The organism is Shimia aestuarii, from assembly GCF_022814865.1.
GTDB classification, from domain to species: Bacteria; Pseudomonadota; Alphaproteobacteria; order Rhodobacterales; family Rhodobacteraceae; genus Shimia; species Shimia aestuarii_A.
In genome coordinates this window covers 58,519-85,137 of record NZ_JAKVRD010000016.1, presented here as the reverse complement: position 1 = coordinate 85,137, position 26,619 = coordinate 58,519, and the positions used below count along the sequence as shown (strand labels likewise).

The 26,619-nt window shown below is 60.7% G+C and carries 28 protein-coding genes; 8 read left to right on the top strand and 20 right to left on the bottom strand.

What is annotated here, in order from left to right; all coding sequences use genetic code 11:
* Positions 1-159 precede the first annotated feature (159 nt).
* Positions 160-1,158, top strand: a complete 999-nt coding sequence (locus MK745_RS14775) for a YeiH family protein (RefSeq protein ID WP_243614074.1) — start codon at positions 160-162, stop codon at positions 1,156-1,158.
* 53 nt (positions 1,159-1,211) lie between these two features.
* On the opposite strand, the gene MK745_RS14770 is transcribed toward MK745_RS14775, so the two are convergent.
* The 8 genes from MK745_RS14770 to MK745_RS14735 all read right to left on the bottom strand — a co-directional run bounded on the left by MK745_RS14770 (position 1,212) and on the right by MK745_RS14735 (position 8,956).
* Positions 1,212-1,859 carry a DUF1523 family protein gene (locus tag MK745_RS14770; protein WP_243614073.1) on the bottom strand — a complete coding sequence of 216 codons (648 nt, stop codon included), beginning with the start codon at positions 1,857-1,859 and terminating at the stop codon, positions 1,212-1,214.
* A gap of 10 nt (positions 1,860-1,869) precedes the next feature.
* Positions 1,870-2,136: a hypothetical protein gene (locus tag MK745_RS14765; RefSeq protein WP_243614072.1), complete on the bottom strand. Its 267-nt coding sequence runs from the start codon at positions 2,134-2,136 to the stop codon at positions 1,870-1,872.
* Positions 2,133-3,488, bottom strand: a complete 1,356-nt coding sequence (locus MK745_RS14760; RefSeq protein ID WP_243614071.1) for a DUF6638 family protein — start codon at positions 3,486-3,488, stop codon at positions 2,133-2,135. The genes MK745_RS14765 and MK745_RS14760 overlap by 4 nt, the downstream gene beginning before the upstream one ends.
* A 145-nt stretch (positions 3,489-3,633) precedes the next feature.
* Positions 3,634-4,260, bottom strand: a complete 627-nt coding sequence (locus MK745_RS14755; RefSeq protein ID WP_243614070.1) for a hypothetical protein — start codon at positions 4,258-4,260, stop codon at positions 3,634-3,636.
* Entirely contained in the window at positions 4,260-6,191 is a 1,932-nt protein-coding gene (locus MK745_RS14750) for an ATP-binding protein (protein WP_243614069.1), read from the bottom strand. Before MK745_RS14750 ends, MK745_RS14755 begins: the two co-directional genes overlap by 1 nt.
* A gap of 67 nt (positions 6,192-6,258) precedes the next feature.
* Positions 6,259-7,380: a hypothetical protein gene (locus MK745_RS14745; protein ID WP_243614068.1), complete on the bottom strand. Its 1,122-nt coding sequence runs from the start codon at positions 7,378-7,380 to the stop codon at positions 6,259-6,261.
* Complete coding sequence (locus MK745_RS14740) at positions 7,377-7,880, bottom strand: DUF4279 domain-containing protein (protein WP_243614067.1); 504 nt, start codon at positions 7,878-7,880, stop codon at positions 7,377-7,379. Before MK745_RS14740 ends, MK745_RS14745 begins: the two co-directional genes overlap by 4 nt.
* Positions 7,880-8,956 carry a hypothetical protein gene (locus MK745_RS14735; RefSeq protein ID WP_243614066.1) on the bottom strand — a complete coding sequence of 359 codons (1,077 nt, stop codon included), beginning with the start codon at positions 8,954-8,956 and terminating at the stop codon, positions 7,880-7,882. The genes MK745_RS14740 and MK745_RS14735 overlap by 1 nt, the downstream gene beginning before the upstream one ends.
* A 216-nt stretch (positions 8,957-9,172) precedes the next feature.
* Here MK745_RS14735 and MK745_RS14730 point away from each other — a divergent pair, with 216 nt between their 5' ends.
* Together MK745_RS14730 and MK745_RS14725 are read left to right on the top strand one after the other, a co-directional pair.
* Entirely contained in the window at positions 9,173-9,727 is a 555-nt protein-coding gene (locus MK745_RS14730; protein ID WP_243614065.1) for a hypothetical protein, read from the top strand.
* A gap of 97 nt (positions 9,728-9,824) precedes the next feature.
* Entirely contained in the window at positions 9,825-10,589 is a 765-nt protein-coding gene (locus MK745_RS14725) for an ion transporter (RefSeq protein ID WP_243614064.1), read from the top strand.
* An 87-nt stretch (positions 10,590-10,676) separates the two neighbouring features.
* Here MK745_RS14725 and MK745_RS14720 read toward each other — a convergent pair whose 3' ends face one another.
* Positions 10,677-11,561, bottom strand: coding sequence for a LysR substrate-binding domain-containing protein (locus MK745_RS14720; RefSeq protein ID WP_243614063.1), 885 nt, complete (start codon positions 11,559-11,561; stop codon positions 10,677-10,679).
* Positions 11,562-11,694: 133 nt separating this feature from the next.
* Between MK745_RS14720 and MK745_RS14715 the strand changes: the two genes are divergently transcribed.
* A complete protein-coding gene (locus tag MK745_RS14715) occupies positions 11,695-12,363 on the top strand; it encodes an FMN-dependent NADH-azoreductase (RefSeq protein ID WP_243614062.1) in 669 nt (222 codons plus the stop codon).
* Positions 12,364-12,437: 74 nt separating this feature from the next.
* Here the strand turns inward: MK745_RS14715 and MK745_RS14710 are convergent, their stop codons facing one another.
* The 7 genes from MK745_RS14710 to MK745_RS14680 are packed head-to-tail and all read right to left on the bottom strand — an operon-like array spanning position 12,438 to position 19,315.
* Positions 12,438-13,139 (bottom strand): DUF1989 domain-containing protein, encoded by a 702-nt coding sequence (locus tag MK745_RS14710; RefSeq protein WP_243614061.1) that lies wholly within the window; start codon positions 13,137-13,139, stop codon positions 12,438-12,440.
* Positions 13,140-13,141: 2 nt separating this feature from the next.
* Positions 13,142-14,035, bottom strand: coding sequence for a polysaccharide deacetylase family protein (locus MK745_RS14705; RefSeq protein ID WP_243614060.1), 894 nt, complete (start codon positions 14,033-14,035; stop codon positions 13,142-13,144).
* Positions 14,032-15,300 carry an amidase family protein gene (locus MK745_RS14700; protein WP_243614059.1) on the bottom strand — a complete coding sequence of 423 codons (1,269 nt, stop codon included), beginning with the start codon at positions 15,298-15,300 and terminating at the stop codon, positions 14,032-14,034. Before MK745_RS14700 ends, MK745_RS14705 begins: the two co-directional genes overlap by 4 nt.
* A complete protein-coding gene (locus MK745_RS14695) occupies positions 15,297-16,415 on the bottom strand; it encodes an ABC transporter ATP-binding protein (protein ID WP_243614058.1) in 1,119 nt (372 codons plus the stop codon). Before MK745_RS14695 ends, MK745_RS14700 begins: the two co-directional genes overlap by 4 nt.
* The gene (locus MK745_RS14690) at positions 16,412-17,233 is read right to left on the bottom strand and encodes an ABC transporter permease (protein WP_243614057.1); all 822 of its coding nucleotides are present in this window, start codon (positions 17,231-17,233) and stop codon (positions 16,412-16,414) included. Before MK745_RS14690 ends, MK745_RS14695 begins: the two co-directional genes overlap by 4 nt.
* 3 nt (positions 17,234-17,236) lie before the next feature.
* The gene (locus MK745_RS14685; protein WP_243614056.1) at positions 17,237-18,124 is read right to left on the bottom strand and encodes an ABC transporter permease; all 888 of its coding nucleotides are present in this window, start codon (positions 18,122-18,124) and stop codon (positions 17,237-17,239) included.
* Positions 18,125-18,181: 57 nt separating this feature from the next.
* Positions 18,182-19,315, bottom strand: a complete 1,134-nt coding sequence (locus tag MK745_RS14680) for a polyamine ABC transporter substrate-binding protein (RefSeq protein WP_243614055.1) — start codon at positions 19,313-19,315, stop codon at positions 18,182-18,184.
* A gap of 87 nt (positions 19,316-19,402) precedes the next feature.
* On the opposite strand from MK745_RS14680, the gene MK745_RS14675 reads away from it, so the two are divergent.
* The gene (locus MK745_RS14675) at positions 19,403-20,275 is read left to right on the top strand and encodes a LysR substrate-binding domain-containing protein (protein ID WP_243614054.1); all 873 of its coding nucleotides are present in this window, start codon (positions 19,403-19,405) and stop codon (positions 20,273-20,275) included.
* Positions 20,276-20,482: 207 nt separating this feature from the next.
* A complete protein-coding gene (locus MK745_RS14670) occupies positions 20,483-20,863 on the top strand; it encodes an Imm1 family immunity protein (protein ID WP_243614053.1) in 381 nt (126 codons plus the stop codon).
* A gap of 81 nt (positions 20,864-20,944) precedes the next feature.
* Here the strand turns inward: MK745_RS14670 and MK745_RS14665 are convergent, their stop codons facing one another.
* The gene (locus MK745_RS14665; protein WP_243614052.1) at positions 20,945-22,153 is read right to left on the bottom strand and encodes an aminopeptidase P family protein; all 1,209 of its coding nucleotides are present in this window, start codon (positions 22,151-22,153) and stop codon (positions 20,945-20,947) included.
* Between the two features lie 206 nt (positions 22,154-22,359).
* On the opposite strand from MK745_RS14665, the gene MK745_RS14660 reads away from it, so the two are divergent.
* Positions 22,360-23,334, top strand: a complete 975-nt coding sequence (locus MK745_RS14660) for a P1 family peptidase (protein ID WP_243614051.1) — start codon at positions 22,360-22,362, stop codon at positions 23,332-23,334.
* A gap of 89 nt (positions 23,335-23,423) precedes the next feature.
* On the opposite strand, the gene MK745_RS14655 is transcribed toward MK745_RS14660, so the two are convergent.
* Entirely contained in the window at positions 23,424-23,882 is a 459-nt protein-coding gene (locus MK745_RS14655) for an Lrp/AsnC family transcriptional regulator (RefSeq protein ID WP_243614050.1), read from the bottom strand.
* Positions 23,883-24,019: 137 nt separating this feature from the next.
* On the opposite strand from MK745_RS14655, the gene ald reads away from it, so the two are divergent.
* Entirely contained in the window at positions 24,020-25,138 is a 1,119-nt protein-coding gene (ald, locus tag MK745_RS14650) for an alanine dehydrogenase (protein WP_243614049.1), read from the top strand.
* Positions 25,139-25,210: 72 nt separating this feature from the next.
* On the opposite strand, the gene MK745_RS14645 is transcribed toward ald, so the two are convergent.
* Both MK745_RS14645 and mscL read right to left on the bottom strand, forming a co-directional pair.
* Positions 25,211-26,017 (bottom strand): mechanosensitive ion channel family protein, encoded by an 807-nt coding sequence (locus tag MK745_RS14645; protein WP_243614048.1) that lies wholly within the window; start codon positions 26,015-26,017, stop codon positions 25,211-25,213.
* Between the two features lie 72 nt (positions 26,018-26,089).
* On the bottom strand, positions 26,090-26,524 hold the full coding sequence (gene mscL / locus MK745_RS14640; protein WP_243614047.1) for a large conductance mechanosensitive channel protein MscL: 435 nt from the start codon (positions 26,522-26,524) through the stop codon (positions 26,090-26,092).
* Positions 26,525-26,619: the final 95 nt, after the last annotated feature.

The following is a 26,619-nucleotide window of genomic DNA, read 5'->3' as shown; positions in this document are numbered from 1 at the left end:
CACAGGCCATCGAGGACCAGAAAAACGGCATCACAACCCTCATCGAAGCCCTCATCAACCAAGAACTCGGAGAACCCTTCCGCAGAGACGCAATGACCAAACCCGTCCAAGTCGCAGGGATCAACCCAGCGGATATGCGACCGCAGAAGGGCCACTAACATGGACAAGGGGATCGACGCGGCGAAGACCCTCGCCCCCGGCATCACCATGGCGGTGATTGTCGCCATCTCGGCGCAATTCCTTGCCCAACATTATGGCACGCCTGCGATGTTGCTGGCACTCTTGCTTGGGATCGCGGTGAACTTTCTCGGATCCGAAGGCAAGACCGTCGAGGGCATCTCGTTCAGCGCCCGCAGCCTGCTGCGGCTTGGCGTGGCGCTGCTCGGTGTGCGGATCAGTTTCGATCTGATGATGTCGCTTGGCCTGCCGCTGATCGGCTTGGTGATTGCCGGCGTCGCCGCAACGATCCTTTTTGGCCTTCTCGTCGCGCGCCTGTTTGGCCGTGGCTGGGACTTCGCACTGCTCACCGCCGGGTCTGTCGCCATTTGTGGCGCTTCGGCTGCCATGGCGATTTCCGCCATTTTGCCGCGCAATGACCGGTCGGAACAACACCTGATCTTTACCGTGATGGGCGTCACCGTACTGTCGACGCTGGCGATGATCCTCTATCCTATTGCCGTCGGGCTTCTTGGCCTAGGCGAGGTGCAGGGCGGCGTCTTTCTTGGCGGCACGATCCATGACGTGGCACAGGTCGTCGGCGCGGGCTTTACCATCTCGGAGACCACAGGCGACACCGCCACCTTGGTCAAGCTGATCCGCGTGGCCATGCTGGCGCCGGTGGTGCTTGTCGCCTCTCTTCTCATCCGGCGCTATGCCGCGGGGCAGGCCGAAGGCGAGAACCCGCCCCTCCTGCCCGGCTTTGTGATTGGCTTTCTCGTGCTGGCGACGCTCAATTCGCTACACCTGATCCCGGGCCTTGTCTCGGATCTGATGTCCTCGGCGTCGCGCTGGCTCCTTCTGACGGCCATCGCTGCGGTTGGTATGAAAACCAATATCAAGGAGCTGCTACAGGTCGGCGGCACGGCGATCGCCCTCCTCACGGTTGAGACCGCCTTTATCGGGGTGTTCATCCTGGCCGGGGTCAAGCTTCTCGCCTGAGCACCAAGCCGCTTCGAGATCACGCGCGGAAGGGCTTTCGCAAGCCCTTCCTGCTACCGCTTCGACCGCCAGCTATCGATCCAGCGCGCAACCCGACCACGCTTTTCGGCAATCGAGTCGCCCATGTCCTCGAACCCTTCGCTGACATCTTCGAGCATCGGGTCGATCCGCGCCGCGCGGAACCGCCGCCAGCGCACCCAAACCGCCCAACACAGCGCCGCGAAAAGCACCAGAATGATGATGTTGAGCCACGGGATGATCCGCACATCCGGCCCCGCAACCGCCTTCACGCCAACCGCGTTGGGATAGATCGACAGGAATTCATTGCGCCAGCCATAATGCTTGACCGCGACCCATTGCGGATCGTCCGCCGTCGATTTGAGATCCGCCGCCTCGGCCTGAAGATTCGAGGTGTCGAACTTGAAATAAGGCGGCCAGCCCCATCCCGTATCCTCGTTGCGATAGACCATCACCCGATCATTGGGCCGCTTGCTCTGGATAAAAAACACGTCGCGATTGACGGTCTCCGTCGCATTGCCGGAATCCGGCGCAGACCAGAAGATCGAGTTCTCGCCAAAGTCGATCCGCTTTTCATAGGTGTCGGTGATCCGCGCGATATCCGTCTGCGGCAGCGTGTAGTGAAAGAACGCCGCTACGATGATCCAGAACACCGCCCAGAAGCCCCATTTGACATAGACCATATCGGCCCCCTCAGTAAAAATTCACGAAATAGATCAACAGGATGACAAGCGTCACCGGCACGATATAAACCCCAAGGATCAACTTGCGGCGCAGGGAATGATCATAGTCGCGCAAGCCCTCGTCGATGAACGCCTCGCGGTCGCCCGTCATGCCCTCTTCCTCCCATTCCGCCTCGAGCTTGCCGCGCCGCACCGCGCGGGAATAGAAGGACAGGCTGACATAGATCACGGTCAGGACAACGAAGCCAATCACGCTCAACCGTAGAAGTGCTATCATCTCTCCCTCCTGACCGCGCCCCATGGGCCAACGCGCTGTATTAGGTCTTCGCGCACCCGCGGCGACGGGGTGGGCTCTTCCATCGGTGCATCATGCCCGAAAAGCGCCGCGCGCGCACCCGCCTTATCCGCCTGGTACTCCCGCTCAAGGAAATCTGCCACAAAGGACTTCTTCGTCTCCGACCAGCCGCGATAGAGGCGATAGAACACCTCCTTATGGCAGATGAACAACTGCCGCACATCCTTGGGCGCCAACTCGGCGAGCATCATGTTGACGAGGTCGCGATCCTCCGTATCCGCCGCCCGAAGCGTATAGAAATAAGCCGGGTGGTCGGAGGTGATCCTCGGCCACGGCGCCCCGTCCTCGGCCCAGGCGAGGAGCCTACGCAACCCATGATATTCCTCCGGCAGGTGTTCTGCATGATCCCGCGCCAACGCCCGAATGTCGCGCCGCGTCGCGCCAGTAAGGTCGACGCCCGCATCCTGCGCCGCGTCGACGACGATGAAATCCATCTTCTGCCGCAGGATCGCGCCCGCATCTATGCCGCGCGCCTTCACAATCGGCTCCACGAGGTCGTTATACTCGAGGAACTTGGCGATCTGGTTGCGGTCGTCGAAATCGAACACATGCTTGATCGGCAAATCGCCAAGCGCCGCCTTGTCCTCCTTCGCGATGACCGCCGGATGATCCACACCCCGGAACAGGTAAAGCCCCCCGAAATGCGCGGTCCAGAAATTCTCCTGCGCAAACTCCATATGTTTGAGCCGCACCGGATTGCGCGTCACATCGCCGGTGCGCTTGGCCAACCCGATCATCTCGGCGATGAGGACATCGCCAAACCACGCATCCTCCTCGCGTTTGAAGCGGTCCACCATCTCGCCCAAAGCATCCGCATCGCGCAGCGTGCCCTCCGTCGTGTCCGCCTCGATCACCAGCTTACGAATATCGAAAAGCCGCTCCGGGCTGGCCACGGAAAACACCGAGTTGACCAACTCCCCCGCCACCGCATCCCGCGCCGTCAGCGCGAACAACTGCGGCTCGTTTTCCTCGATGAAATGCTTGAGGATTTCACGGCTTGTCGAGAACTTGGCATTGAGCAAAGGCGCCGTTTTCTGCTCGGTCGTGAGCAGAATGAACTGCCGGTTACAGCCCCCTTGGTTGAGGTAAAGATCATCCCCCAACTCATCCCCGATTTCCGGGGAAAACCCCGACACATCAATATGAAAATCCTTGAGCGCCGTCCGCTTCCCCGTCAGATGCTCCAACGCCCGGTTATACCGCTCGACAAGAACGGGCGAGGCCACCTCCACGAGGTTCCCAAACATGAGGCCGCGTTTAATCAGTCGGTGCATGTCTCACCTCCGTAGGGTGGGTTTCCAACCCACCACGCCCGCTCTCCACCAAGCGATGTGCCCCACCCGAGGGTGGGTGCAGAATGCGCCCGCCCATGGGGCCGGGTCGGGCGCATCGCGGCGTTGCCGCGAGGATGCAAGCTTTTCATGATTGATCCTGCTCCAGTTTCTTCCTCAGGAATCGCTCAATCCTCTCAACAGCTTTCTCATATCTTGGCCCGAATTCATCACGCTTTCCAAAACCATGAATTAGAGCCCTGTTCTCGCGGGCCTCATCTCTGGTCGAAAAAAAGCCTTGAGACGCATACCGAGGATCGTGGCTTTCAACATAGTCCTGAATCCCTAGGAGCAATTCTCCTTCCAACCTTCGGAGTTCACGGCAAAGGTCAACGAATTCACTACCCCATAGAGCGTCACCCTCTAGCTCTATAGGATAAAAATCGCGCTTTGCCTCCTGTAGAACATTCCAACGGGACTGGTATTTATGCTCTACTTTTTTGAACGGGATATCGCCCTCAAACAAATCTTCTGTGTCTATTTCAGTTTCGCTCGACCAACCAAACGGGTCTCGCACGTGCAGCACTGCATCGTGTCTCTTCTTTAATCCGACAAAAGCAGACTTTGCCAATTCCCGGTCTGCTTGCCACTTCAATTGCTTCTTCCAAGTATTCAGCCCGATGGCGGCAACAACCACGCCCATGCACGCAGCACTGCCCGCCAGAAAAGTTCCAAATGCGGTAATCACGTCAGGAGCCTGCCACACGTCATACATCACCCCCCCTCCAAATACCGCTTCTTCGCCTCGGCCATCCGGCGCATATCCCGCACGGCCTCTTCAATCGCCACCTCGTCGGACTTATCCGCATATCGGAACTCTGAATCCGCATACCGATTGATCTCCTGCACCACCATCTCAACGGTGATCGGCACCCGTAGCGCGGCGATCATGTCCTTCTTGCGCTCATATGTCTGGAACAGGAACAATTCCGGGTCTTCCATCCATTCATCCGGCAATTCAAAGTCCATCGCCCGGACCTTGACCGCGTCCGTGATGTTCTTGATCGCGCGGCCCGTGAACCTCGGGTCGGCCTCCTGAATGGCCTTCAAATACGTCCCGAGCTTGGCAATCGTGTCCATCTCGCCGACCTGCCCCTGCACCCGGTCAAAGACATTCATCAACGCCGCCTCCTGCGGCCGCCCATGCGCCTCGAAACTGCGCGCCACCGCACGTTTTATCGCCTGCGCCTCATAGAGGTCATGACTCCCAAGCGGGATATCGTGGTTCTTACCCATCAGAAGGGCGAGGATGTCGATATAATCCTCCCGCGTCTGCGGCCCGTCGACAAGGAAGCGCGCCCCGGCCCTCTGGCGTAGCGCATCGTCAACGTTCTCGGGATAGTTCGAGAACATCCCAAAGGTGCAATTCCCCCGCACCACCGTATTCGCCCCGGCAAAGGCTTCCATGAACACCGCCGTGACCTCCTGCTGCCCGGCGGAGGACTGACGATCCCCGCGCTTGCCCGCGATCTGGTCAATGTCGTCAATCGTGCCAAACCCGATCACCTGCGGGTCCAAAACGTTCTGAATAAACGCCTTGGCGTTCTGGCCCGACTTACCCTGATAGCTGTCGATATTGTCGATGCCAAAATTCTGATAGCGGAACGGATAGCCCGCCACGGCGCAATAGTCGTTCACCAACCCCGCCATCATCTGGATGAGCGTCGTCTTCCCCGTTCCCGGCGCGCCATCCCCCATAAAGGTAAAGATGAACCCGCCAAGCTCCGCGAACGGGTTAAGGCGGCGCTCGAAATCATAGGCCATGAGCATCTTGGAAAGCTTCATCGCCTGATACTTGGCAATGTGGTTGCCCACGACCTCATTGGGCTTCTTGAACGTCATGGTCAGGGTCGAGCCCTTCGCCGCCCGCGCCGGGGTAAAGCCATTGATCGTCAGGTCATCCGCCTCAACGCGCCACCGCGCCCCGGTAAACGCGCCAAGCTGCCGCGCCGATTGCGCCCGAAGCGCGACGCGCTCCATCAACTGTTCCGCAAAGGCACAGACACACGGGACAAGCCGCGCCTCCTCGCTCACATGGGCGGCAATGTCCTGATCCAACTCCCAAAGCGCGCCATGCAGGGCAAGCTGGGCATTGTCCGTCAAAACCTCCTCGACCTCGCCAACCTCGACCGAGACCTCGCTCATGTAAGGCGCCAAAAGATACGCCACCGTATTGCCAAACACATGCAACACCACAAGCGCCTCTGCCGCGAGAAGCTCCGAGAACGCGCCCTTCTGATCTTCGCGCAGCGCGCCTGCAAGGTTCTCGCGCTTCATCTCGGCAAGACCCGAGGCTTCCGAGAAATTCTCTCCCACGGCCAGCGCAATGGCGAGCGCCCGACGCATCCCGTTCATCACATTCGCCTGCGCGGGCGACACAAGCGGATCCTCCCCATCCGCGCCCTCAATGCGCTCGATAAGATGAACCCCCTCCGGCCGCGCCGTCGAGCGTGTGACCAACCCCGGCGTCGTGGACCGGAACCGCCGCCGCGTTCCCAACCCGCTCGACCGCTCCGCAGGCGCCATGCCCTTGCCCTTGGCAATACGCGGCGTGTGATCGAACCCGTCGAGCATCCCAACAGCCGCCTCGTAATGCTTGCGGATGTCCTCTTCGCGCAATTCCATAAGGTCCGACGTCACACTCATCTCTCACACACCTTCGTCTTCTTCTCTGTTCAAATACTCGCGCCGCAGGCATGGCCCACAGGGCCATTCAATACCGAAGCACCCGCCCGCCCGGGCTGACGACATATTTCGTCACGCTGGCAAATCCCGGCGGATTCAATTCTTCCAACACCTGATAGGGCCGCTGCGGCAGGATGATACTCCGCTCGGTCCGCGTTGCGCCTGTATCGACGCCCCGCCCCGAGAACGGATCCAGCGCAAAGACCTCCCGCTCCACGGTCGAGAACCACCCGGCGCGCTCTTCCTCGACACGCTCGCTCTGCAAATCCTCAACGGTCCAGGCAAGCGCCCAATCCTCGCCCTCCGGCGCGCGCGCGGCTTCAAGAACTTCGCGGATCGGCCCCGATTGCCGCGTGAAGGCCGAGGAATACATCGGTCCAACATGATACCGGCGCAGGCGTTTCGGGTGCAGGTCGTCAAAGCTCTCGTCGAACCCTTTGGCAATGGTGACAAGCTTTAGCCCGCCAAGGCTCTGGCTCATCAAATGCGCCTGCACTTCCGGCCAGCGCCGCTCATCCTTCGGAAGCGCGACCTTGGCGCTATCCTCGACCTCCATGAGGTAGATCGTCGGCAGGTTGATCTGGCTGTCATAGACGGCCCAATGCACCATGAACTTGCGTCGCCTGTCGCCGAGCGTTTCGAGCCAGAACACCTCCGGATGGTTTTGCGCCCAGAACATCTCGCCCCGCATCAACTCCTCGTAATAGAGCCGCTGCGAAAGCGCGAACTGAAGCCGCGTCGGAATCTCTTGCTCGCCGATGATCTTGCGGATCATCTCGTCCTTGAGCGCCTCCGAATCCGCCATGCCGCCAAGATGCGCCTCGGCCTGCTGCGCATCGTTGGCCATGACCAACAGCTCGTTGAAAACCGGAAACCCGCTTTCGACCGCGTCCATCTGGAGCGAGCCAAAGAACTGCCCCGTCTCGCGCCCGACGAGGAGGTATTTCATCGACAACGCCTTGAACGTGTAGGAGAGCCGCGCAAGGTAGCGCGTCAGGATTTTCACATCCGTCTCGTCAATCGCACCATCCGCGACCTGCGCCGCCGCCACCCGCATGAGCCGATCCGCGATCGCCTCGAACTTGCGGAAATAGCGCCGTGACGCCTGCGTATCACGCAGGGCTTTATGGTCTTTGGAGGAATCGTTCAATTCGCACCTCCTGAGTGCAATGCCATCAGAGATCGTGCCTCAACCAAAGCATCATGTGGTTCGACCAAAGCGTAGAGGTCGAACTCGATATCCAGTGACAAATCCGCAATTCGTCGCAGTATTTCAGATGATAAGCTAAGCTCCATGCTCTGTGCGCTGTAACTTACGCAAACAATCGCACAGCGACACCGGTCATCCAAACTGCTCAGTTCTTCTGCCTTCGGTTCCAACTTGTCGTGCAACGTCAGAATGTGGTCCACCAGCGGGTCGCTTTCTTTCAGACCGCTTTCGACCTGGAAAGATGACTGCCGACGTCGGAACTTACGCCCACCCCTTTCCACTATGTCGCCCTTGTTCCAGAAACGTATGGGGGTCATCCCAAGCCGGCTTTCAAGATCATTCAAAGGGTGCTCGGATGTTACCCGAAAGTAGGCATACTGGCGATCTTCTTGTGCATTGCGGACGCACTGATTGAAGGCAAATTCTTTCGAGTCCGACATCACGCCCCATAAAGGTTCTTGTCGTGCTTCTCGACGATCTTCTCGAACCGGCGGGCGAAACGTTCATCCGCCTTGGCCTTCGCCTCAAGAACCTCGCGGGCAAAGACCATGTGGCCTTCATGCGCTTCCATCATGTCCGCCATCCGCTGGTTCGTCGCCGTGCCGATCGCCGCCATCGACGCCTGCGCCTCCTTGTCGGTCTCGACCCCGATCTCGTTGATCCGGTGCGCAATGTCCTGCTGCTGCGCGGTCTTGAGCGATTTCGTCAGCGCATCATAAAGCACCACGCGCTGTTTCGTGTCGGTCTGGAGCTTGTTGATAAGAACCATCTGCGTCGCCGCCTGGTTCTGTAGACTGTCGACCCAGGTCTTGCCCTTCTCGATATACCGCTCAAGCGTCTGGCTCTTGGCGAGCTTGACCTGCTCCTGCTGCGCCTTCTCGTTATAGGCCTTGTTGAGATCGGCAAGTTCCGTCTCGAGCTTGGTGCGCGCCGCCGCGTCCTGCTCGACCGAGATCTTGTTCTCCAACTCGATGATCTTCGGATCCATCCCAAGAATTTCCGCGCGCAAGCTCTCCAACTCGCCGACCGTGAACTCCCGCTCATCGAGCGTTTCCGTAAGGTTCGCCTCGACCTTCTCTTTCTGCTCATTGAGTACCGCCAACTGCCCTTCGAGCAGCTTGGTGATGACGTCGGACTTGGCGATCAAATCCTGAAGCTTGTCGTCGATATTGGCGGTCTTGATGCGTTCCTGACGCATGGAATCGGCCTTGCCCCGGCTAAAGATGCCGACAAAGCTCTCCCATCCGGTCTTGTCGCGCATGGCGTCGAAATCCTTGGAAAACGCCGCCGTCACATCATCAAGCCCCATGATAAGCTCGGCAATGTTGGCATTCATGACCTCGGTATGGGCATGCACGTCATCCAGCGTCGCGTTTTCGATGTCGATGGCGATATCATCGCCGCTCTTCATCTTGGCGCGCGCAGTGTCAATCCGCCCGGTGAGTTCGGAAATCTTCGCCTGCGCAGCAGCGACCTGCTCCTGCGACTCGCGCAGCTGGGCGTCAAAATCGGCCATGGTGTCTCCTCGTTTTCAATAACTTATCCGGTATATAGGTGATGTTAATGTGATTTACATCACCTCACCCCACGAATTCCGGGGCTTTCCCGGAAAGATTGGCAAAATCGAACCCGTTTGGAAAGGCTCGCCACGAACCTCTGGCGAGAATCCAACTCTGGCCCTAGCATAGAAGGCGCTTTGTTCCTGTTTCCTGCCTGATTGAAAGGAAAACCCATGTTCCGCACCCTTCCTCTGATCGCCGCCCTGGCCCTCTCTGCTGCGCCTCTCGCGGCGGACGAGATCACCGACGCGCTCGATAGCGCGAAACAAGCCTATGAAGAGGGCGACGTCGCCTATGCCCTCGAAGAGCTTGAATACGCCAAGCAACAGATGCTCGCGCTCAAGACTGATGCGCTTTCGGAGTATCTACCGCCCGCGCCCGACGGCTGGACCCGAGAGGTCGACACCGAGATGAACGCTGGCCTCGCCATGATGGGCGGCGGTGTCGGGGCCGAGGCCGAATATTCCGGCGGTGGCGAAAGCTTCACCATCCGCCTCATGGCCGACAATCCCATGGTCGGCGCCATGTCCGGCATGATCGGCAACGCCGCCCTCATGGGGGCCAAGATCGTCCGCGTCGGGCGTCAGAAATACATGCTTCAGGACAACCAGATGAGCGCCCTCATCGACCACCGCATCCTCGTGCAGGCCGAAGGCGCGTCGCCGGACGTTATGCAACCGCTGCTCGAGACGATTGATTACAGGGCGCTCTCGGGCTTTGGTCGCTAAGCACCGCAGAAATCACACCAAATTCACACCGCCGCCCTTGAGATACGCGGGGCGGCGGGCCATATCCGCGGAGACCCTTTTCCGTAGGAGAGACCCTTTGCGACAATCCGTGGAACGCCTTGTCGACAGCGCCCTATTCCGCAACACGATCCTTGCCATCATCGTCTTCAACGCGATCCTTCTGGGGCTTGAGACCTCTGCCCCCGTGATGGCGCGCGCCGGGGGCCTGATCCTCGCCCTCGACATGGCCTGCCTGACGATCTTCGTCATCGAGATCGGCCTCAAACTCTTTGCCCGTCGCCTCGCCTTCTTCCGCGACGGCTGGAACGTGTTTGACCTCGCCATCGTCGCCATCTCCCTCGTCCCCGCGACTCAAGGGTTCCAAGTGCTAAGGGCGCTGCGCATCCTCCGCGTGCTGCGCGTGGTTTCCAACGCCCCCCGCCTGCGCCGCGTCGTCGAAGGTTTCATCACCGCCCTTCCGGGCATGGGGAGCGTCTTTCTCCTGATGGCGATGATCTTCTACATTGGCGCCGTCATGGCGACCAAACTCTTCGGCGCGACCTTCCCCGAGTTCTTCGGCAACCTCGGCGATTCCGCCTACACCCTGTTCCAGATCATGACACTTGAGAGCTGGTCCATGGGCATCGTCCGCCCGGTGATGGAAGCCTACCCCTACGCCTGGGCCTTCTTCGTGCCCTTCATCCTCCTGACGACCTTCGCCGTGGTGAACCTCCTCGTCGGCCTCATCGTCAACTCCATGCAAGACGCCCACCACGAAGAAGACAACGCCCGCACCGACACCTACCGCGACGAAGTCCTCGCCCGGTTAGAGGCGATCGAGAAGCGGCTGGCGGAGAGGTAGGGGACAGTGCGGCCGCGTGCTGGAGGTCTCAGGCAGTACTGACTCCGAGCCCATCGCAGATGTGCTGAAACCATGCCGCGCGCAGACCTACCAAGAAGCACGCGCCCATGACGCAAAGCGCTCCACGTCAGCAAAGCGCGGATGATCACTGCGGCTCACCGCCCAAAAAGTTCTGCCGGGCAAACCCACGTCAGACAGGCGCACTAGGTGCCCGGCCGCCACAGCGGCACTGGCCAAAACGCTGGAAGCCAGTACCACGCCCTGCCCTGCAAGCGCAGAGTCAATGGCATTGATCTCCTCGGAAAAGTGCTGTGCGATCTCAGGCACCGCCCCCCCAAGCCTCGCAGCGTGAGACCAGCGCTGCCAGCTCGGCGACGCTTCCGCGCCGCAATTCCAGCGGTACTGGATCAGCGGCAGGCGCAAAATACCGGCGTCGTCCTTCACGGGAGTTCGGCGCAGCAGTTCCGGCGCGCAGAGCGGGATCAAGCTGTCTTCAAACAGCGGGAGCCATTGGTCTTCTGGCTCTGCCTGACCTGCGTAGCGAACCGCAAAGTCGACATCGCTACTGGATAGATCTACCGGCTGGTTTTCGGCCTCCACCTTAAGGTTCAGCCCCGTCTGACTGCGCAAGGCAGGCAATCGCCGCATGAGCCAGAGGCTGGCGAAGGCCACCGTAACGGACACCGTCAACGGGCGATCCGTATCCAGATGCGAAATCCCTGCGATGGCACTGCTCATACGGTCGAAACTCTCGCGCAGCACCGGGTATAGTGCCGCGCCTTCCGTCGACAGGCGGATTGGGCGCGGATAGCGGTGAAAGAGCTTCACCTCCAGAATCTCTTCCAACTGGCGGATCTGGTGGCTGATTGCGGTCGGCGTCAGGTGAAGCTCGGCCGCGGCGCGGGCAAAGTGCAGATGCCGAGCGGCAGCTTCAAAAGCACGGAGCGCGTGGAGCGGAGGCAGGCGCCGCATCGGTCTTGTCCTTTCTGTTTGAAGAGGAGGCCTGATGAATCTCATTCATCCGCGCCCTGAAAAATTCGCTTTCGCCAAAGGGTTGGTCGCTTGGTAGGCACAATGCACAGTGCATAATATCAGGAGATTCCCCATGCCCACTCTGTTGCGAATCGATGCAAGCGCCCAGCTTGAAGAACGCTCTCTCACACGCCACCTGACCGGGCTGTTCACGCAGAATTTTCTGGCTCAAGCACCGGAGACGAAAGTGATCACCCGGGATGTCGGGTTGAACCCGATTCCGGCGATCGACCATAAATTCATCCATGCCGCCTTCACCCCGCCCGAGGACCGTGAGCCGTGGATGAACGAGCGTCTGGCCCTGTCCGACGAACTCGTTGAGGAAGTGGTTGCGGCGGATATCCTCGTCATGGGGGCGCCGATGTACAACTACGGGATGCCGACCGCCTTGAAAGGCTGGATCGATCACGTGGCCCGGATCGGCAAGACCTTTTCCTTCGATCTTGCGCGTGGTGATACGCCGATCGAACCGATCCTGTCGGGCAAACGGCTGGTGGTGTTGTCGTCGCGTGGTGAATTCGGCTTTGCTCCGGGTGGGCCGCGGGCGCATCTCAACGCGCTTGACCCGGCTTTGGCGGCCTGTGCGCATTACTTCGGCGTCGCGCAAGCGGATATCGAGACGATCGCGATCGAGTATCAGGAATTCAAGGACGCACGACACGAGGCGTCGGTTGAAACGGCAGAGGCCCGTACCCGCGACCTGGTGGTGAAAATGGCCGGAGGGGCCGCACAGGCGGCCTGAAACAAGACACTGAAAAGGCAGCACCATGGGGCGCGGACCGAAATCCGCGCCTCCAATTTTTTCTGCTGGCAGGTTCATTCCGGTTCCCGGTGAAGCAGGACTTCCAGCGCCCGCGGCTGCGCATCTGTGCCATTGATCGGCAGTAGGTCCATCGGGCAGCAGGAAATCACCACCACCGCATCCATTTCAGCGCGGAACAGCACACGATCCCCTTTGGTCGAGACGGGGGGCCGCCACTCCATCGCGCCACCTTCGACGACAGGCGTGTTCATCCAGAGGTTCAGCGGGCAAGGCACTGATGTCGGACGCAAGCCGATTGCCCCCAACGCCATGCGCAGGTTGTCGGTGCAATTGTCGTGATAGCCCTGATGTCCAAGTTGGGCATACCGGTGAATATCGCAGGACGCGACAAGCGTGTCGTGAACGCCGGGCGAAGTGTCCTCAACCAGTGTCAGGATAGGGCGCCGCCGGTTGGTTACCAGCGCGTCGCCGGGGCGCGGCGAGACACGCTGTAGCGTCGGGCGCAGGTGCTCCATCGACAGGTATTCGTTGCAGTCACCTTCGGCAAAGGCCCAGAAATCGCCGATCTGGCTGCCATCGCGGTTGATAACCGAAAGCAGTTCGCCCTTTTTCACGCGCATCGCCCGGCCCTGACGGGCGGGAATGGTGTAGGTGGTATTGGGGCTGAGGCGTCCATCCTCTGCAAGAGTCTGATGTGCGCTCGGGTTTTCACCGTCGGGCCGCGTGGCATCAAAGGGGGTATTGAGGGTATCCATCTTTATTTCTCCATCAGGACGGGATGTGGGTAGGGGGCTGCGGGCTCGCGATGCGGCTGCCAAGCGCCTTTGGCTTCCTGGCTCGCGACATAGGCGGCGATCTCTTCCAGCGGTGCGAACCAGACATCGCCTCTCGACAACACCTCTTCGAGCCACCGCTCCACCACCCGCCAGCGGGCCAGCCGCCCGGTCAGGAACGGGTGCCAGATGCCGATCCAGAGCCCGCCAGCCTCGTATTGCGCTTCAAACTCCTCAAACGAGGCCTCCAGCCCACGGCGCGGAGACATCACCGGCATCTTGTAGCCGATCTCGTCGAAATGCGCGAAAGGCGGCCAGTCATCGCTGCCCCAATGCACCGGCAATTCGAACAGAGATCCGGATGCGGTGTCGATCCGATAGGGCAGATCGTCCGCCATCATCGAGCTTTCATAGGTCAACCCGTGCGTCACCGCGAGCGACAGCACCTCAGGGGTGACATTATAGACCGGGGCGCGATAGCCGCGCGGGGTGCTGCCGGTCATCTGACGGTGAACCTCAAGCGCCCGCTCAAACCAATAGGTCTGTTCCTCAGCGCTCTGGTCCGCAGGGTCTTCGTGCAGATACCCGTGGTGACCGATCTCATGTCCGCCGGCGAGAATCGCCTCGACCGTTTCGGGGTATTGTTCCATCACCCAGCCGGGCATGAAAAAGGACTGTTTGAGTCCCATTCGCCGGTAGGTTTCAAGAATACGCGGCACACCGGAATTCGGGCCGTAGCGGCCCATGCTGATCGGATAGAGGCGGCGGTGCCCGTCGTCCGGACGGGCAATGTGGATCAGGCTGTCGGCATCCACGTCAAACGTGATCGCACAGGCACAGCGGGCTCCGTTCGGCCATTGGATTGGATTACGGATCATGTCAGGGCTTCCTTTCGCACGAGCAGCGTTTCAACCATTGCCGCGGTGGCAAGCAGGGTGCGGTCGCTGTCCGGCGGACCAACCAACTGCAATCCCACCCAGCAGCCATCACGAGTTTTCCCGACGGGAAGAGAGATCGCCGGCAAATCCAGAAGACTGGCAGGCATGGTCAGGCGGAGAGCGGCAGCATTTGCTGCGGCAAAGGCTTCGGGGTCTTCCAGCAGCGGCGCGAGCCTTGGCGCCTCGATTCCGACCGTGGGTAGAATGTAAATCGTATCGGCCACGCGGATGGTTTCGCGTAGTTCACTGGCTCCAAGCTCGACGCCAGCGATGCTGCGCGCATCAAGACGGGCCGAAGCACGCAACCGTGCAGCAACGAAGGGGTCGAGGTGATCGGTGTCAGCACCTTCGAGCAGGTGACCATTGGTCCGGACTGCCTCGAAGGCCCCTGGCCACCCGCCCGCACTGATCAGCGTCAGCGCCTGATCCAACGGTGACTGTCTCATGTATTCCATCAAGACGCCCGCCTGTTTGAGATCCGTCACTGCCTCCTTGCAGCGTTGCGAGACCGGCGCGGCAACATCGCCCCCCTCAAGCACGTCGATCGCAACCGAAAGACGGCCGACCGCATCGGTAGTGGCTGCATCGCCTGACAGAATGGCATCCAGTTCCATGATATCGGCAACCGAGCGGGCAAAACTTCCAACCGTGTCATAGCTGGGTGCAAGCGGCATCACGCCGCGCATCGGATACCGTCCGCGCGAGGGACGAAAGCCCACCACGCCCTGAAACGCCGCGGGCACCCGGCAGGAGCCAGCCGTATCGGTACCAACCGCCAATCGGGTGATCCCGCGCGCAACAGAGGCCGCCGCCCCGGAGGACGAGCCCCCCGGCACCCGCCCCTCTATCATCGGCGTTCCGTGGTGCGGATTGTAGCCGATCCCGGAGAACGCCAGTTCCGATTGATTGGTGACGCCGATGCTGATCAAACCGGCTTTGCTGGCCCGGTCTACGACCTCTGCATCCGCAGCGGCGGGCGCCTCCGCACGCCGGCGCGAAGCGCCTGCACGCGTGGGGACGCCCTTGATCGCGATCATATCCTTCCAAGAGACCGTGCTCCCATCCAGAGGGCCCAATCGTTCGGTGCGACCATCGCTTTGACGTGCTTCCGCGCAGGCACGGTCCGGCAACAGGGACAGAAAAACCTCCCCATCCCGCCCGGCGCGACGCAGAGCGTCCAGGGTATTGTCGAGAACAGACCTCATGCAGCCCTCGCCTTGGGGCCCGCCCCCGATTGTCGCGCACTCGCCAGAAGAAAGCCGTCCTCGGAGTGCCAGGACGCATAGACACGCGCACCGATGCTTGCGTCTAACTGCTCCAGATCGCGCTGTTGGAGTTGTGCCACGAGGTTGTGACCTGACGCGGTTTCAAGATGCAAATTGACAACCGCTCCGGCGAACTCCTCAGAGATCAGAGTGCAGGCGATTTCGTTTTCACCCCAGCCCGGCTCAACCGTCACGGAGATCCTATCCGCCCGGACAGCCAGATCTGCGGCTGCGCCTTCGGCCAGCCCGCTGCTGTTGGCGAGCCGGACTTTGCCGTCGCGTGTGTCGAGAAAGCGTTTGCCTTCCTCTCTGCTTGAGATCTTGCCTTCCAGAAGGCTGATCCCGCCGACAAACTGCGCCACAAATTTGCTGCGGGGTCGCAGAAAGATGTCCTGCGGGCTGCCAATCTGCTCCACCCTGCCGGCGTTCATAATGACAACCCGGTCGGCGAGCGAAAAGGCCTCTGAATGGCTGTGCGTGACATAGACAAAGGTGATACCGAGCTCGCGCTGGAGCTTCTTCAATTCGCCTTGCATCTTGATCGCCATATGGGCGTCCAGTGCCGACAGCGGCTCGTCCAAGAGCAGCACTTTGGGTTCCAGCACCAGGCTGCGAGCGAGGGCAACGCGCTGGCGCTGACCGCCTGAAAGACGCGCGACATTGCGGTCTGCATAGGTGGAGATGCCCAACCGTTCCAGCCAGTCGTCGGCGCGGCGGCGGCGCTCTGCCCCGGCAACGCCGCGCATTTTTAGCCCAAACTCGACGTTTTCCCGCACAGTCATGAAGGGGAACAGCGCCAGGCTTTGCCAGACCATGGGAGTTTCCCGCTCCCAGACCGGCAGTTGGTCGATCCGGGTGCCCGCAAGGGTGATCTCACCGCGGTCTGCCGTTTCAAGACCCGCAAGCATGCGCAGGCTCGTGGTCTTGCCACAGCCGGACGGCCCCATGATTGCGATGAACTCCCCTTCGGCAATGTCCAGCGAGAACTCTTCGACGGCGATGAATTTACCATAGGACTTTGCAAGCCCCTCCAGTTTCAGATGTGCGTTGGTCATGATGTCTCCTCCTTGGACATAGCGCCGCCGCTCTGGCTCAGGACCACGGCAAGCGCGATCAGAACCAGCGTCAGCGTGACGGAAAAACTCAATGTGCCGATAACGTGGATGGTCGGATCGACCTGCCCCTGAAGGGTGGTCAGAACCGCAACCGGAATGGTCTGGTTCAAGCCACCCGTGAACCAAGAGATCACATACTCGTCGAATGACACGGCAAAGGTGATTAGGAAGGCAGCGAGAATGGCAGGCAGCGTGTGCGGCAGCACGATCCGGGCGAGCGCGGAATGCGGCAATGCACCGAGGTTCTGCGCTGCGGTTTCCAGCGTCTCATCCAACTGCGCCAGTCGCAGACGGCAGACCGCCATCGCAAAGGGTGCGGCGATCACCACATGCGCGGCAACTACGGCCGCAAGCGTGCCGGCAATGCCAATGCGGGAGAAGAAGGCCAGCATGGCGAGGCCAAGGATAACCAGCGGCACCGTCGGCGGCAGCAAGGCCAGCGCCAGCACGGCTTTCTGACCAAAGAACCTAAAACGATAGTCCGCATAGGCTGCGGCAAATCCCAGGGTTGTGGCGATCACCGCGGTGGTCCCGGCAACCGTCAGGCTGTTCCAGAGGGCCTCCAGCATGGCGCGGTCGGTCAGGACCTGCGCGTACCATTTGGTGCTGAACCCGGACATGCTGAGGCTTGGGAAGCGGTCGGCGCTGAAGGAAAACAGGACCGCCGACAGGATCGGTGCGTAGAGCAGCAGGAAAACCAATGCGAGTCCGGCAATCCAGAATGCTTTTGGCAAGGCGTGTTTCAGATGCGGAGGCATGTCTTATCCTTTCTCACGGTAGGCCCAGCGGACGGTTACAAAGGCTGTGACCAGCAGGCTGGCGATCATCAGCAGCGACACCACGGCGGCGCGCGGCCATTGCTGACCGGCCCGAACAAGGTCCGTCACGAGGATCGGCAGGGTTTGGAAGGTGCCGCCGCCCAGATAGGAGGCGCTGACGAATTCGGCATAGGATAACAGGAAGGCGAACAGCAGCCCCAGCGTCAGCCCGGGCCGGGCCGCGGGCAGGATAACGCGGAACAGGATGGCTCCGGGACGCGCGCCAAGGTTGGCGGCAGCCGAAATCCCGGTCCGGTCCACATTGGCAAGGGCGATGGTCTGCAGGATCAGAACCACCGGCAGCGCCAGCGTTGCATGGCCAAGAAACAGCGCGAAATAGGTGTTGAGAAGGCTTTCCCCCTTGCCGCCGAGCGCCTGAACGATGGAGGAGATCACGCCGCCTTCTGTCAGGAAGACCTGCCAGGAATAGATGCGGACGAGATAGCTTGTGAAAAACGGCGCAATCGCAAGCCCCAGCAGGATCAGCCGCTGACGCGGGGCTGCGACAAAGGCCATCGCGTAGGAGGCCGGAAAGGCCAGCAGCGAAATGGCGACCGCACTGGCAAGCGACACTCCGTAGCTGCGCCAGAAACTGGCCCAGAGGAAATCGAGACCTAGAACATAGCGCCAGGCCGACAGCGTGGCGTCCGGCGTCAGCCGGTAGTTCACCACGGACCAGAATGAAATCGCCACCAGCAAACCAAGCGGCACTGCAAAAAACAGCAGCAGCCAGACAGGCAGCGGCAGGACCCAAAGCGCCTGCCAGGCACGGTGAAAGAAGAAGTGGAACCGGCGCCCCGAAGTACGGGCCGGGAAAGTAGAGGAAGTCATGTCGATATCTCCGATAGGGCTGCGGCCCCGACGATTGTGCCGGGGCCGAACCGGACATCAGGCGTTCTTGTAACGCGTCCAGGCGTCGTTCCAGGTTTCCAGCGATTGCTGTACCGGAAGCTCCCGCAGCCGGATGCGCCCGGCCCGGATCTCATCGAGTGCATTGGGCCCGTTCAGCACCATGTTCTGGCGCTGCGCCACTCCCGGCAGTTCATCATTCAGCCGCGCCCAGCCTGCCCGCCTCGGGATCATCGCCGGATAAGCCCTGAGCGTGGCGGTCTTCACCTGCCCTTCTGGCGACAGCATGTATTGGATGAATTTCTGGGCCAGATCCTGATTTTCTGACTGCGTGCCGATCGACAGCGACTCGGTCCATTGCAGGCCACCTTCCTCGGGGATTGTCGTGGTGACATCCGCACCATCGCGGGCCAGCACGCCGGTGATCCAGTCACCGATGCCGGGGATCGCGGAAACCTCGCCCGAACGCAGCGCCGATAGCATCCCGCCGTAATCATAGAAACCGCGCACCTGAGGCCGGAGCGACATCATCGTCTCGGTCAGTTCCGTCCAGCGCGCCTCATCAAGATCAAAAGGCGACGCGTTGCCATTGAGGAGGCTCAACGCGCCCAGATTGGGCAGATGCCAGTCGAAATGGCCGATGCGTCCCTCATGCTGCGGATCCCACATGGTGCGATAGCTGCGGGCTTCGGCCTCGCTCATCGCGGCGCGGTTGTGGGACAGCCCGAGGAAACCGAACCGCAGAAAGACCGCATAGGGCTGACCGTCAAACCAGTGGCCGCGGAAGTTCTGAAACTCCGGAAAAAAGTCGTCGAACGGATAATCCTCAGGCGCCAGCGGCTCAATGAAACCCGCTTGCTGCAATTGCACGACGTATTCCGCATCCGACAGGATTACATCGTAGGTTCCGGCCGGAGACTGCGCAATTTGCGCGAGCATCTGGTCGCCGCCGACATATTCCTTGGCGCGGATACGAACATTGTGCGTCTCCTCGAATGCGCCGATCACGGCGGGGTCGGCATGGCCTGCCCAGGTGAGCATCGACAGTTCGCGGCGGCCCTGTGCGCGCAAGACGGCCGGGGTAGCGATGGCGGCCGCGACCGCAAGCCCCCCCTTGATCAACCGCCGCCGGGTGGTGATAATATTATGTGTCATTTTTCTCTCCCTTTTCATTCAGTAAGCTTCAGAAAGAGGAGGCCAAAAAACAAATGACCATTCATCAGGCCATGCTGAGTTTTCTTTGCGCAAGTGGCAGACGCCATGCGTAAACTGCCGCCGTTAAACGCAATTCGAGCCTTCGAAGCGGTCGCCCGGAGGCTCAGTTTTGCCGAGGCTGCGGAAGAACTGGGCGTCACCGCGACCGCCATAAGCCACCAGATCAGACATTTGGAAGCCTACCTTGGGTTCCAGGTAGTGGAGCGCCGCCCCCGTCAGATCGCCCTCACGCCCGCCGGGCAAGAGTTGTTCCCCAAGCTGCAGACGGCTTTTGATATTTTGGGCGAAGCCTTCGCAATGCTCGACAAGGACGTTGAACAATCGCTGGTCCGGGTCACAACAACATATGCCTTTGCAGAACGCTGGCTGGTTCCGCGCCTGCCAGATTTTTTCGACAAGCACGGCGAGATCAGGGTTGAGGTTGAAACCGATGACGACGTTTTGGACCTGCGGGTTGATCGGCTGGACCTGGCGATCAGATATGGCCCCCAGGCCTCCGCGAATGAGGAAACTGAGGTTTTGTTCTCGGATCGCTACATCCCTGTCAGTTTGGCTGACCGCCCGGAAACCGACTTGCAAGACAGCCGACTGCTGGGATTCCGCTGGCGCAACCCGGACATGGGTGGCCCGACCTGGGAAGAATGGTTCAAGGAAGCCGGGGAACCGTTCCCGTCAAACAGCATTACCCGTTTCAGCGATGAAAGTGCGGCTTTCAACGCGCTGGATCAGGGACTGGGTCTGCTTTTGTCCAGCAGCGCGTTGGTCGAGGAAGGTCTGGAATCAGGTCGCTACCGGCAAATCCCCGGTCCAGAGCTGCCCGGATTTGCCTATTCCCTCGTGCTCAATCCGCTGTCGCGCAACAAGCACGGCGTTAAGACATTCGCCGATTGGGTTAGGGGAGCTGCCGAACAGAAATGAGTCCAAGCGTCTCGCGGCATCCTGCCACCTGTGATTGGCTGGCGAGAAGCCAAGATCAGCCAACTCAATCAGCGGGTGCAACGAGGCGGTGCGGCACCGTTTTGGAGGTCTCAGGCAGGTCTATGCAAATGTCTGCTTTGAGCCCAAATTGCCCTTATGCCATCGGCGGAGTAGTCTAGTGCGAACTTCTCGGAGCGCAATATTGGTATGCACGTCACGATCAACGGAGAACAGCACAGCCTTGCCGGGGTCGAGGAAGCGGAAAGACTTCTCGCTTCGCATGGGCATACGGATGACCTCGAAATCTGGGTGTCCGAAGGCAACGGATCATCGCTATGTGCGCTACTCAACCGGCAATATGGGTGGCTGATGTTTCTGCGATTTGAGGGTGATGCCGGATTCAGTTCGCGGAATCCATTGAGGGAACAGAGTGAAGGCCCAAAGGAAGCTTTCGTTCTGTCGAATGGACAAGTGGATAATTTCCCCAGCTCTTGGACAATGGATCGCAAGATGGTCTTTGACGCACTTCTCGAATTTGTCGCTTCAGGCCAGCGGCCGTCAAAGGTGGATTGGCACGACGATACATAGAACAATTGAACGGCTGAACGGTCCCGCATAACCGCCATCCTCCAATCCAAAAGGGCGGAGCCTCACGCCCCGCCCTTTCCTTTATCCAACCACGTTGAATTCCGGCCCATAGGGATAGCCGGTGATATTCTCGTTCCCATCCTCGGTAATGATAAGAATATCATGCTCGCGATAGCCCCCGGCCCCCGGCTGACCCTCGGCAATCGTGAGCATCGGCTCCATCGAAATCACCATCCCCGGCTCAAGCACCGTGTCGATATCTTCACGAAGCTCTAGCCCCGCCTCACGGCCATAGTAATGCGACAACACGCCAAACGAATGCCCATAGCCAAAGGTCCGGTATTGCAGCAGGTCGCGCTCGGCAAAGAACGCGTTGATCTTATGCGTCACCTCCGCACAGCTCGCACCGGGCTTGAGCAGGGAAATCCCCAACTCATGCGCCCCGACATTCGCCTCCCAAATCCTTAGGCTCTCGGCATCGACCTCGCCCGCGAACATCGTCCGCTCAAGCGCCGTGTAATAGCCCGAGATCATCGGAAAGGTGTTGAGCGACAGGATATCACCCCGCTCAAGCGCCCGGCTGGTCACCGGGTTATGCGCCCCGTCGGTGTTGATCCCCGACTGGAACCAGACCCACGTGTCGCGATATTCCGCATCCGGGAACCGCTTCGCGATCTCAAGCTCCATCGCATCGCGCCCCGCCATCGCAATGTCGATCTCCCGCGCCCCGATCTTGACCGCGTCACGGATCGCATAGCCGCCCACATCGGCCACCGCCGCGCCCGCGCGGATCATGTCGAGCTCGGCGGGCGATTTATGCATCCGCTGGCGCATCGTCGTCTCGTATAGATCGACCATCGCGGCGGGCTTGAGGAACGCCTCGCATTTCCCCTTCTGCAAAAGGGTCAGGTGATCGCTCTCATACCCGATCTTGCGCCCCTCCCCCGTCACCGAGCAGATCGCGCGCCAGTAGTTGTCGCGCTGCCAATCGGTATAGGTGATGTTGTCGCCATAACAGCGCCGCCACGGCTGGCCCGCGTCGATCCCGGCCGAGATCGTGACGCATTCCGTGTCTGTCACTACAAGCGCATAGGGCCGCCCGAAAGAACAATAGGTGAAGCCCGAGTAATAGGAGACATTGTGCATCGAGGTGAACACAGCCGCCTCGGCCCCCGCCTCACCCATACGCTTACGTAGGGCGTCAATCCGCGCCGCATACTCGGCCTCGGCAAATTGCAGGCGTGCTTTCTCGCCATTGTGGAAACGATAGAATTCAGGACGTGCAGTCATAATAGACCTCCGATCAAAGAGGTCCCGGCGTTCAGGACTGGGAAAGACGAGCGCGGCCTAATCGGGCCGTGGCGACGCCATCGCCGATTGCTCTTCTCTTCCTTTGCCGCCTTCCGCGCCCCCGATCAAGCCCCTTTGCGACTCTGCCGTCGCATTCGCGCACGTCCGCCGCTACTCTGCCTGCAAGACATGCAACGGAGCGCCCCATGACCCCCGGTCCCAAGAACCTCATCACAGATATCCCCGGCCTGCGCGTCGGCAACGCCTCCGATGCCGCGATCAAGACCGGCGTCACCGTGCTGACAGCGGACGCGCCCTTTACTGCGGGGCTGCATGTCATGGGCGGCGCGCCCGGCACGCGCGAAAGCGACCTGCTCGCCCCCGACAAAACCGTGCAACAGGTCGACGCGCTGGTGCTCTCGGGCGGCTCCGCCTTTGGCCTCGATGCCGCCTCCGGCGTGGCCGATGCTTTACGCGCGGCGGGCCGCGGCTTTGCCGTCGGCGATCAGCGCGTGCCGATCGTGCCCGGCGCGATCCTCTTCGACCTGCTGAATGGCGGTGACAAGAACTGGCCCGAGAACCCCTATAAACGCCTCGGTGCCGAGGCCCTCGCTAACGCCTCCATGGACTTCCGGATCGGCACGACTGGCGCTGGCACTGGCGCCATGCTCGCAACCCGCAAGGGCGGCCTCGGGTCTGCCTCCGCAACGCTCCCCTCGGGCCATACGGTCGGCGCGCTGGTCGCCGTCAACGCGCTTGGCGATGCGACCGTCGACGGCACCCATTTCTGGGCCGCTCCCTTCGAGGTCGGCGAGGAGTTCGGCGGCCACGGGCCAGCCAAGACGATCCCGCCCGGCCTGCCGCCAACGAAACTCGCAAGCCACAACGCCAACACCACCATCGCCATCGTCGCCACCGACGCCACCCTCGACCAAAGCCAATGCACCCGCCTCGCCACTGCCGCCCATGACGGCATGGCCCGCGCGCTGGTGCCCTCCCATACGCCGATGGATGGCGATCTCGTCTTCGCCGTTTCAACCGCGGGCAAACCGCTCACCGATCCGGTCGCCGACACGCTCTGGCTCGGTCACGCCGCCGCCACCTGCCTCGCCCGCGCCATCGCCCGCGCCGTCTATCACGCCACGGCCGCCCCAAACGACCCGGTGCCACCCTATCGCTAAGGCCCCGCTCTTCTTCTCTGTAAAAATACTCCGGGGTGAGCGTCGCTTTTGCAGGGCAAAAGCGACGTGAGGGGCAGCGCCCCTCCCCCCTAAACCGGAAGCGCCGTCGTCTTGAACACCGTGCGCAGCGCAAAAGACGACTGCATCCTGACAACCCCCGGCAGGCGCGAAAGGTATTGCCGATGGATACGCGCGAAATCGTCCGTGTTCTCGGCCACCACCTTCAAAAGGTAATCCGCCGACCCAGCCATGAGATGACATTCAAGCACATCCGGGATCCGCGACACCGCCGTCTCGAACGCGCCAAGCACGTCTTCGGCCTGCCCTGAGAGCGAAATTTCCACGAACACAGTCGTCGGCACCGCCATCTTGCGCGCATCAAGAAGCGCGACATACTCTCGGATATACCCTTCCTGTTCGAGGCGATGCACCCGCCTATGACAGGCCGACTGCGAGAGGTTGACAGCCTCCGACAGGTCCGCGTTGGAAATCCGGCCCTGCTTCTGAAGGACCGTGAGAATCCGACGATCCGTCTGGTCTAGCGACATTTTCGCGAAGCTCCTTTTCCCATTCCCCATATCTACGCGAAGAATCTCCCATTTGCACTTTCATATTTTGCCTATTTTTGCAGCACTTTGCGAAGAGAATCCGGCAAGCTCCGCCACAGGGAACAGGGAGGACACATATGAAAATCGGTTGCCCCACAGAGATCAAACCACAAGAATTCCGCGTTGGTATGACACCGAACGCCGCGCAAGAAGCCGTTGCCCACGGCCACGAGGTCTATATTCAGGCCGGGGCCGGAACTGGCTCGGGCTTCAACGACGAAGACTATACCCGCGCCGGGGCCAAGATCATCGACACCGCAGAAGAAGTCTTTGCGATCTCCGACATGATCGTGAAGGTGAAGGAACCCCAGGCTGGCGAGCGCAAGATGCTGCGCGAGAGCCAACTCCTCTTCACCTATCTGCACCTCGCCCCCGACCCGGATCAGACCCATGACCTGATCGCCTCTGGCTGCACCGCCATCGCCTATGAAACCGTGACTGACGCCGCTGGCGGCCTGCCGCTTCTGGCCCCCATGTCCGAGGTCGCGGGCCGCCTCGCGCCGCAGGTCGGCGCATGGACCCTGCAAAAGGCCAATGGCGGGCGCGGCGTGCTCATGGGCGGCGTCCCCGGCGTCGGCCCTGCCAAGGTCTTGGTGATCGGTGGCGGCGTCGTCGGCACCCATGCCGCCCGCATCGCCGCGGGCATGGGCGCGGATGTGACGGTGCTTGACCGTTCCCTGCCCCGCATGCGCTATCTCGATGACGTCTTTGGCGGCACCTTCAAGACCGGCTTCTCCTCGGCAGGCTACACCGCCGAAATGCTCGAACAGGCCGACATGGTGATCGGTGCGGTCCTCATCCCCGGCGCCGCCGCGCCCAAACTCGTCTCCCGCGCCCAGCTCTCGACCATGAAGCCCGGCGCGGCGCTCGTCGATGTCGCCATCGACCAAGGCGGTTGCTTCGAAACCTCTCGCGCCACGACCCATGCGGACCCGATCTATGACGTGGACGGGATCATGCATTACTGCGTTGCCAACATGCCCGGCGCCGTGGCCCGCACCTCGACCATCGCCCTTGGCAACGCGACCATGCCCTTCATGCTCTCGCTCGCCGACAAGGGCTGGCGCAAGGCTTGCGAAGACGATCCGCACCTCCTCAACGGGCTCAACGTCCACGCGGGCAAGCTGACCTACTATGCGGTCGGCAAGGCGCTCGGGCTGGACGTCGTGTCTCCGAACGTCGTTCTCAAGGGCTGACCCTCCCACCCGGGAACGACAAAAGGCGCCCCACTCTTTCGGGGCGCCTTTTCCATGTCTGGCAACCGGGCGCTAGCCCTGTTTCTTGATCTCGACCACATGCGGATAGGGGATCGAGACCCCCTCTTTGTCAAAGGCCTCTTTGACCGTCTTGGTAAGCGCAAACTTCACGTCCCAATAGTCCGCCGCATCGACCCAAAGGCGCGTGGTGATATCGACCGAGCTATCACCGAGGTTGGTGACACGCACCCAAGGCGCCGGGTCTTCCTTGACCCGCCCCTCGGCCACGGCTTCGCGCAGGATGATCGCCATCGCGTGATCGGCGTCATTGCCATAATCAATGCCAAAGGTGAGATCGACACGCCGCGTCGCATGTGCGGAATAATTGGTGATGATCGCCCCCCAGGCCTGACCATTGGGGATAATGATCTGCACATTGTCCGGCGTCACCAACTCGGTGATGAAAAGGTTGAGATCTTTGACCGTCCCCGCCGTGCCGCCAATATCGACATACTGGCCAAGCTTGTAGGGTCGGAACAGGATAAGCATGAACCCTGCCGCCAAATCGCTCAGCGTGCCTTGTAGCGCAAGGCCAATCGCCAGCGTTGCCGCCCCCATCACCGCGACAAGCGATGTCGCCTCGATCCCGAAAAGCCCAAGCACCGCGATCAGCACCATGAGCAGGATCACCCAGCGGATCATCGACGCCACGAAGTTGCCAAGCGTGTCGTCGATCTCCGGCTTGGCGTTAACCTTGCGCCGCACCATGCCGCTCACGATCCCAGCCACGCTCCAGCCGATGACGATGACGACGAGCGCCTTGATCGCCGAAATGACCAGCGGCCCCATATCGCCGACGTAGTCCAATACCTGTTCCATTGCGCGTTTCCCCTTTCCACAAAAAAGGAGCAGTCCCGCCAGCGGCAGGACTGCCCCGGAATGTCTCTTGTCTTACTTCTTCAGCGCGTCGCGAATCTCAAGCAGAACATCAAGCTCGCTTGGCCCGGCGGGCGCTTCTTCGGCCGGTGCCTCTTCTTCCTGCTTCGCTGCCGCTTCCTTGACCTTGTTCACATAGCGCACAAGCATGAAGACGACGAAGGCAATGATGAGAAAATTGATCACCGCCATGATGAAGGCCCCATAGGCAAAGACCGCCGCACCCGCTTCGCGCGCCGCCTCAAGGCTCGCACCTTCCGGCACACTGCCCGAGAGCACCACATAGAGGTTGGTGAAATCCACACCCCCAAGGAAAAGCCCGACAAACGGGTTGATAAGATCGCCGACCATCGACTTGACGATCGCCGTAAAGGCCGCGCCGATGATGATCCCGACGGCCATGTCCATGACATTGCCCTTGGCAATGAAATCCTTGAATTCCTGAAGCATCCTGGTTCCTTTCCCCCACGCTCACAGTTGTCATAACGCTCGCGCAAAGCTGGCGTGACTTACTCTGTCTCATGGAGCGAGGGTCTGGCAACAGG

What these genes read in the sequence shown, in the direction of transcription:
- MK745_RS14775 (WP_243614074.1), top strand. Translation starts at nt 160, where the DNA reads ATGGACAAGGGGATCGACGCGGCGAAGACCCTCGCCCCCGGCATCACC.
- MK745_RS14770 (WP_243614073.1), bottom strand. Translation starts at nt 1,859, where the DNA reads ATGGTCTATGTCAAATGGGGCTTCTGGGCGGTGTTCTGGATCATCGTA.
- MK745_RS14765 (WP_243614072.1), bottom strand. Translation starts at nt 2,136, where the DNA reads ATGATAGCACTTCTACGGTTGAGCGTGATTGGCTTCGTTGTCCTGACC.
- MK745_RS14760 (WP_243614071.1), bottom strand. Translation starts at nt 3,488, where the DNA reads ATGCACCGACTGATTAAACGCGGCCTCATGTTTGGGAACCTCGTGGAG.
- MK745_RS14755 (WP_243614070.1), bottom strand. Translation starts at nt 4,260, where the DNA reads ATGTATGACGTGTGGCAGGCTCCTGACGTGATTACCGCATTTGGAACT.
- MK745_RS14750 (WP_243614069.1), bottom strand. Translation starts at nt 6,191, where the DNA reads ATGAGTGTGACGTCGGACCTTATGGAATTGCGCGAAGAGGACATCCGC.
- MK745_RS14740 (WP_243614067.1), bottom strand. Translation starts at nt 7,880, where the DNA reads ATGTCGGACTCGAAAGAATTTGCCTTCAATCAGTGCGTCCGCAATGCA.
- MK745_RS14735 (WP_243614066.1), bottom strand. Translation starts at nt 8,956, where the DNA reads ATGGCCGATTTTGACGCCCAGCTGCGCGAGTCGCAGGAGCAGGTCGCT.
- MK745_RS14730 (WP_243614065.1), top strand. Translation starts at nt 9,173, where the DNA reads ATGTTCCGCACCCTTCCTCTGATCGCCGCCCTGGCCCTCTCTGCTGCG.
- MK745_RS14720 (WP_243614063.1), bottom strand. Translation starts at nt 11,561, where the DNA reads ATGCGGCGCCTGCCTCCGCTCCACGCGCTCCGTGCTTTTGAAGCTGCC.
- MK745_RS14715 (WP_243614062.1), top strand. Translation starts at nt 11,695, where the DNA reads ATGCCCACTCTGTTGCGAATCGATGCAAGCGCCCAGCTTGAAGAACGC.
- MK745_RS14710 (WP_243614061.1), bottom strand. Translation starts at nt 13,139, where the DNA reads ATGGATACCCTCAATACCCCCTTTGATGCCACGCGGCCCGACGGTGAA.
- MK745_RS14705 (WP_243614060.1), bottom strand. Translation starts at nt 14,035, where the DNA reads ATGATCCGTAATCCAATCCAATGGCCGAACGGAGCCCGCTGTGCCTGT.
- MK745_RS14700 (WP_243614059.1), bottom strand. Translation starts at nt 15,300, where the DNA reads ATGAGGTCTGTTCTCGACAATACCCTGGACGCTCTGCGTCGCGCCGGG.
- MK745_RS14695 (WP_243614058.1), bottom strand. Translation starts at nt 16,415, where the DNA reads ATGACCAACGCACATCTGAAACTGGAGGGGCTTGCAAAGTCCTATGGT.
- MK745_RS14690 (WP_243614057.1), bottom strand. Translation starts at nt 17,233, where the DNA reads ATGCCTCCGCATCTGAAACACGCCTTGCCAAAAGCATTCTGGATTGCC.
- MK745_RS14685 (WP_243614056.1), bottom strand. Translation starts at nt 18,124, where the DNA reads ATGACTTCCTCTACTTTCCCGGCCCGTACTTCGGGGCGCCGGTTCCAC.
- MK745_RS14680 (WP_243614055.1), bottom strand. Translation starts at nt 19,315, where the DNA reads ATGAAAAGGGAGAGAAAAATGACACATAATATTATCACCACCCGGCGG.
- MK745_RS14675 (WP_243614054.1), top strand. Translation starts at nt 19,403, where the DNA reads ATGCGTAAACTGCCGCCGTTAAACGCAATTCGAGCCTTCGAAGCGGTC.
- MK745_RS14670 (WP_243614053.1), top strand. Translation starts at nt 20,483, where the DNA reads ATGCACGTCACGATCAACGGAGAACAGCACAGCCTTGCCGGGGTCGAG.
- MK745_RS14665 (WP_243614052.1), bottom strand. Translation starts at nt 22,153, where the DNA reads ATGACTGCACGTCCTGAATTCTATCGTTTCCACAATGGCGAGAAAGCA.
- MK745_RS14660 (WP_243614051.1), top strand. Translation starts at nt 22,360, where the DNA reads ATGACCCCCGGTCCCAAGAACCTCATCACAGATATCCCCGGCCTGCGC.
- MK745_RS14655 (WP_243614050.1), bottom strand. Translation starts at nt 23,882, where the DNA reads ATGTCGCTAGACCAGACGGATCGTCGGATTCTCACGGTCCTTCAGAAG.
- ald (WP_243614049.1), top strand. Translation starts at nt 24,020, where the DNA reads ATGAAAATCGGTTGCCCCACAGAGATCAAACCACAAGAATTCCGCGTT.
- MK745_RS14645 (WP_243614048.1), bottom strand. Translation starts at nt 26,017, where the DNA reads ATGGAACAGGTATTGGACTACGTCGGCGATATGGGGCCGCTGGTCATT.
- mscL (WP_243614047.1), bottom strand. Translation starts at nt 26,524, where the DNA reads ATGCTTCAGGAATTCAAGGATTTCATTGCCAAGGGCAATGTCATGGAC.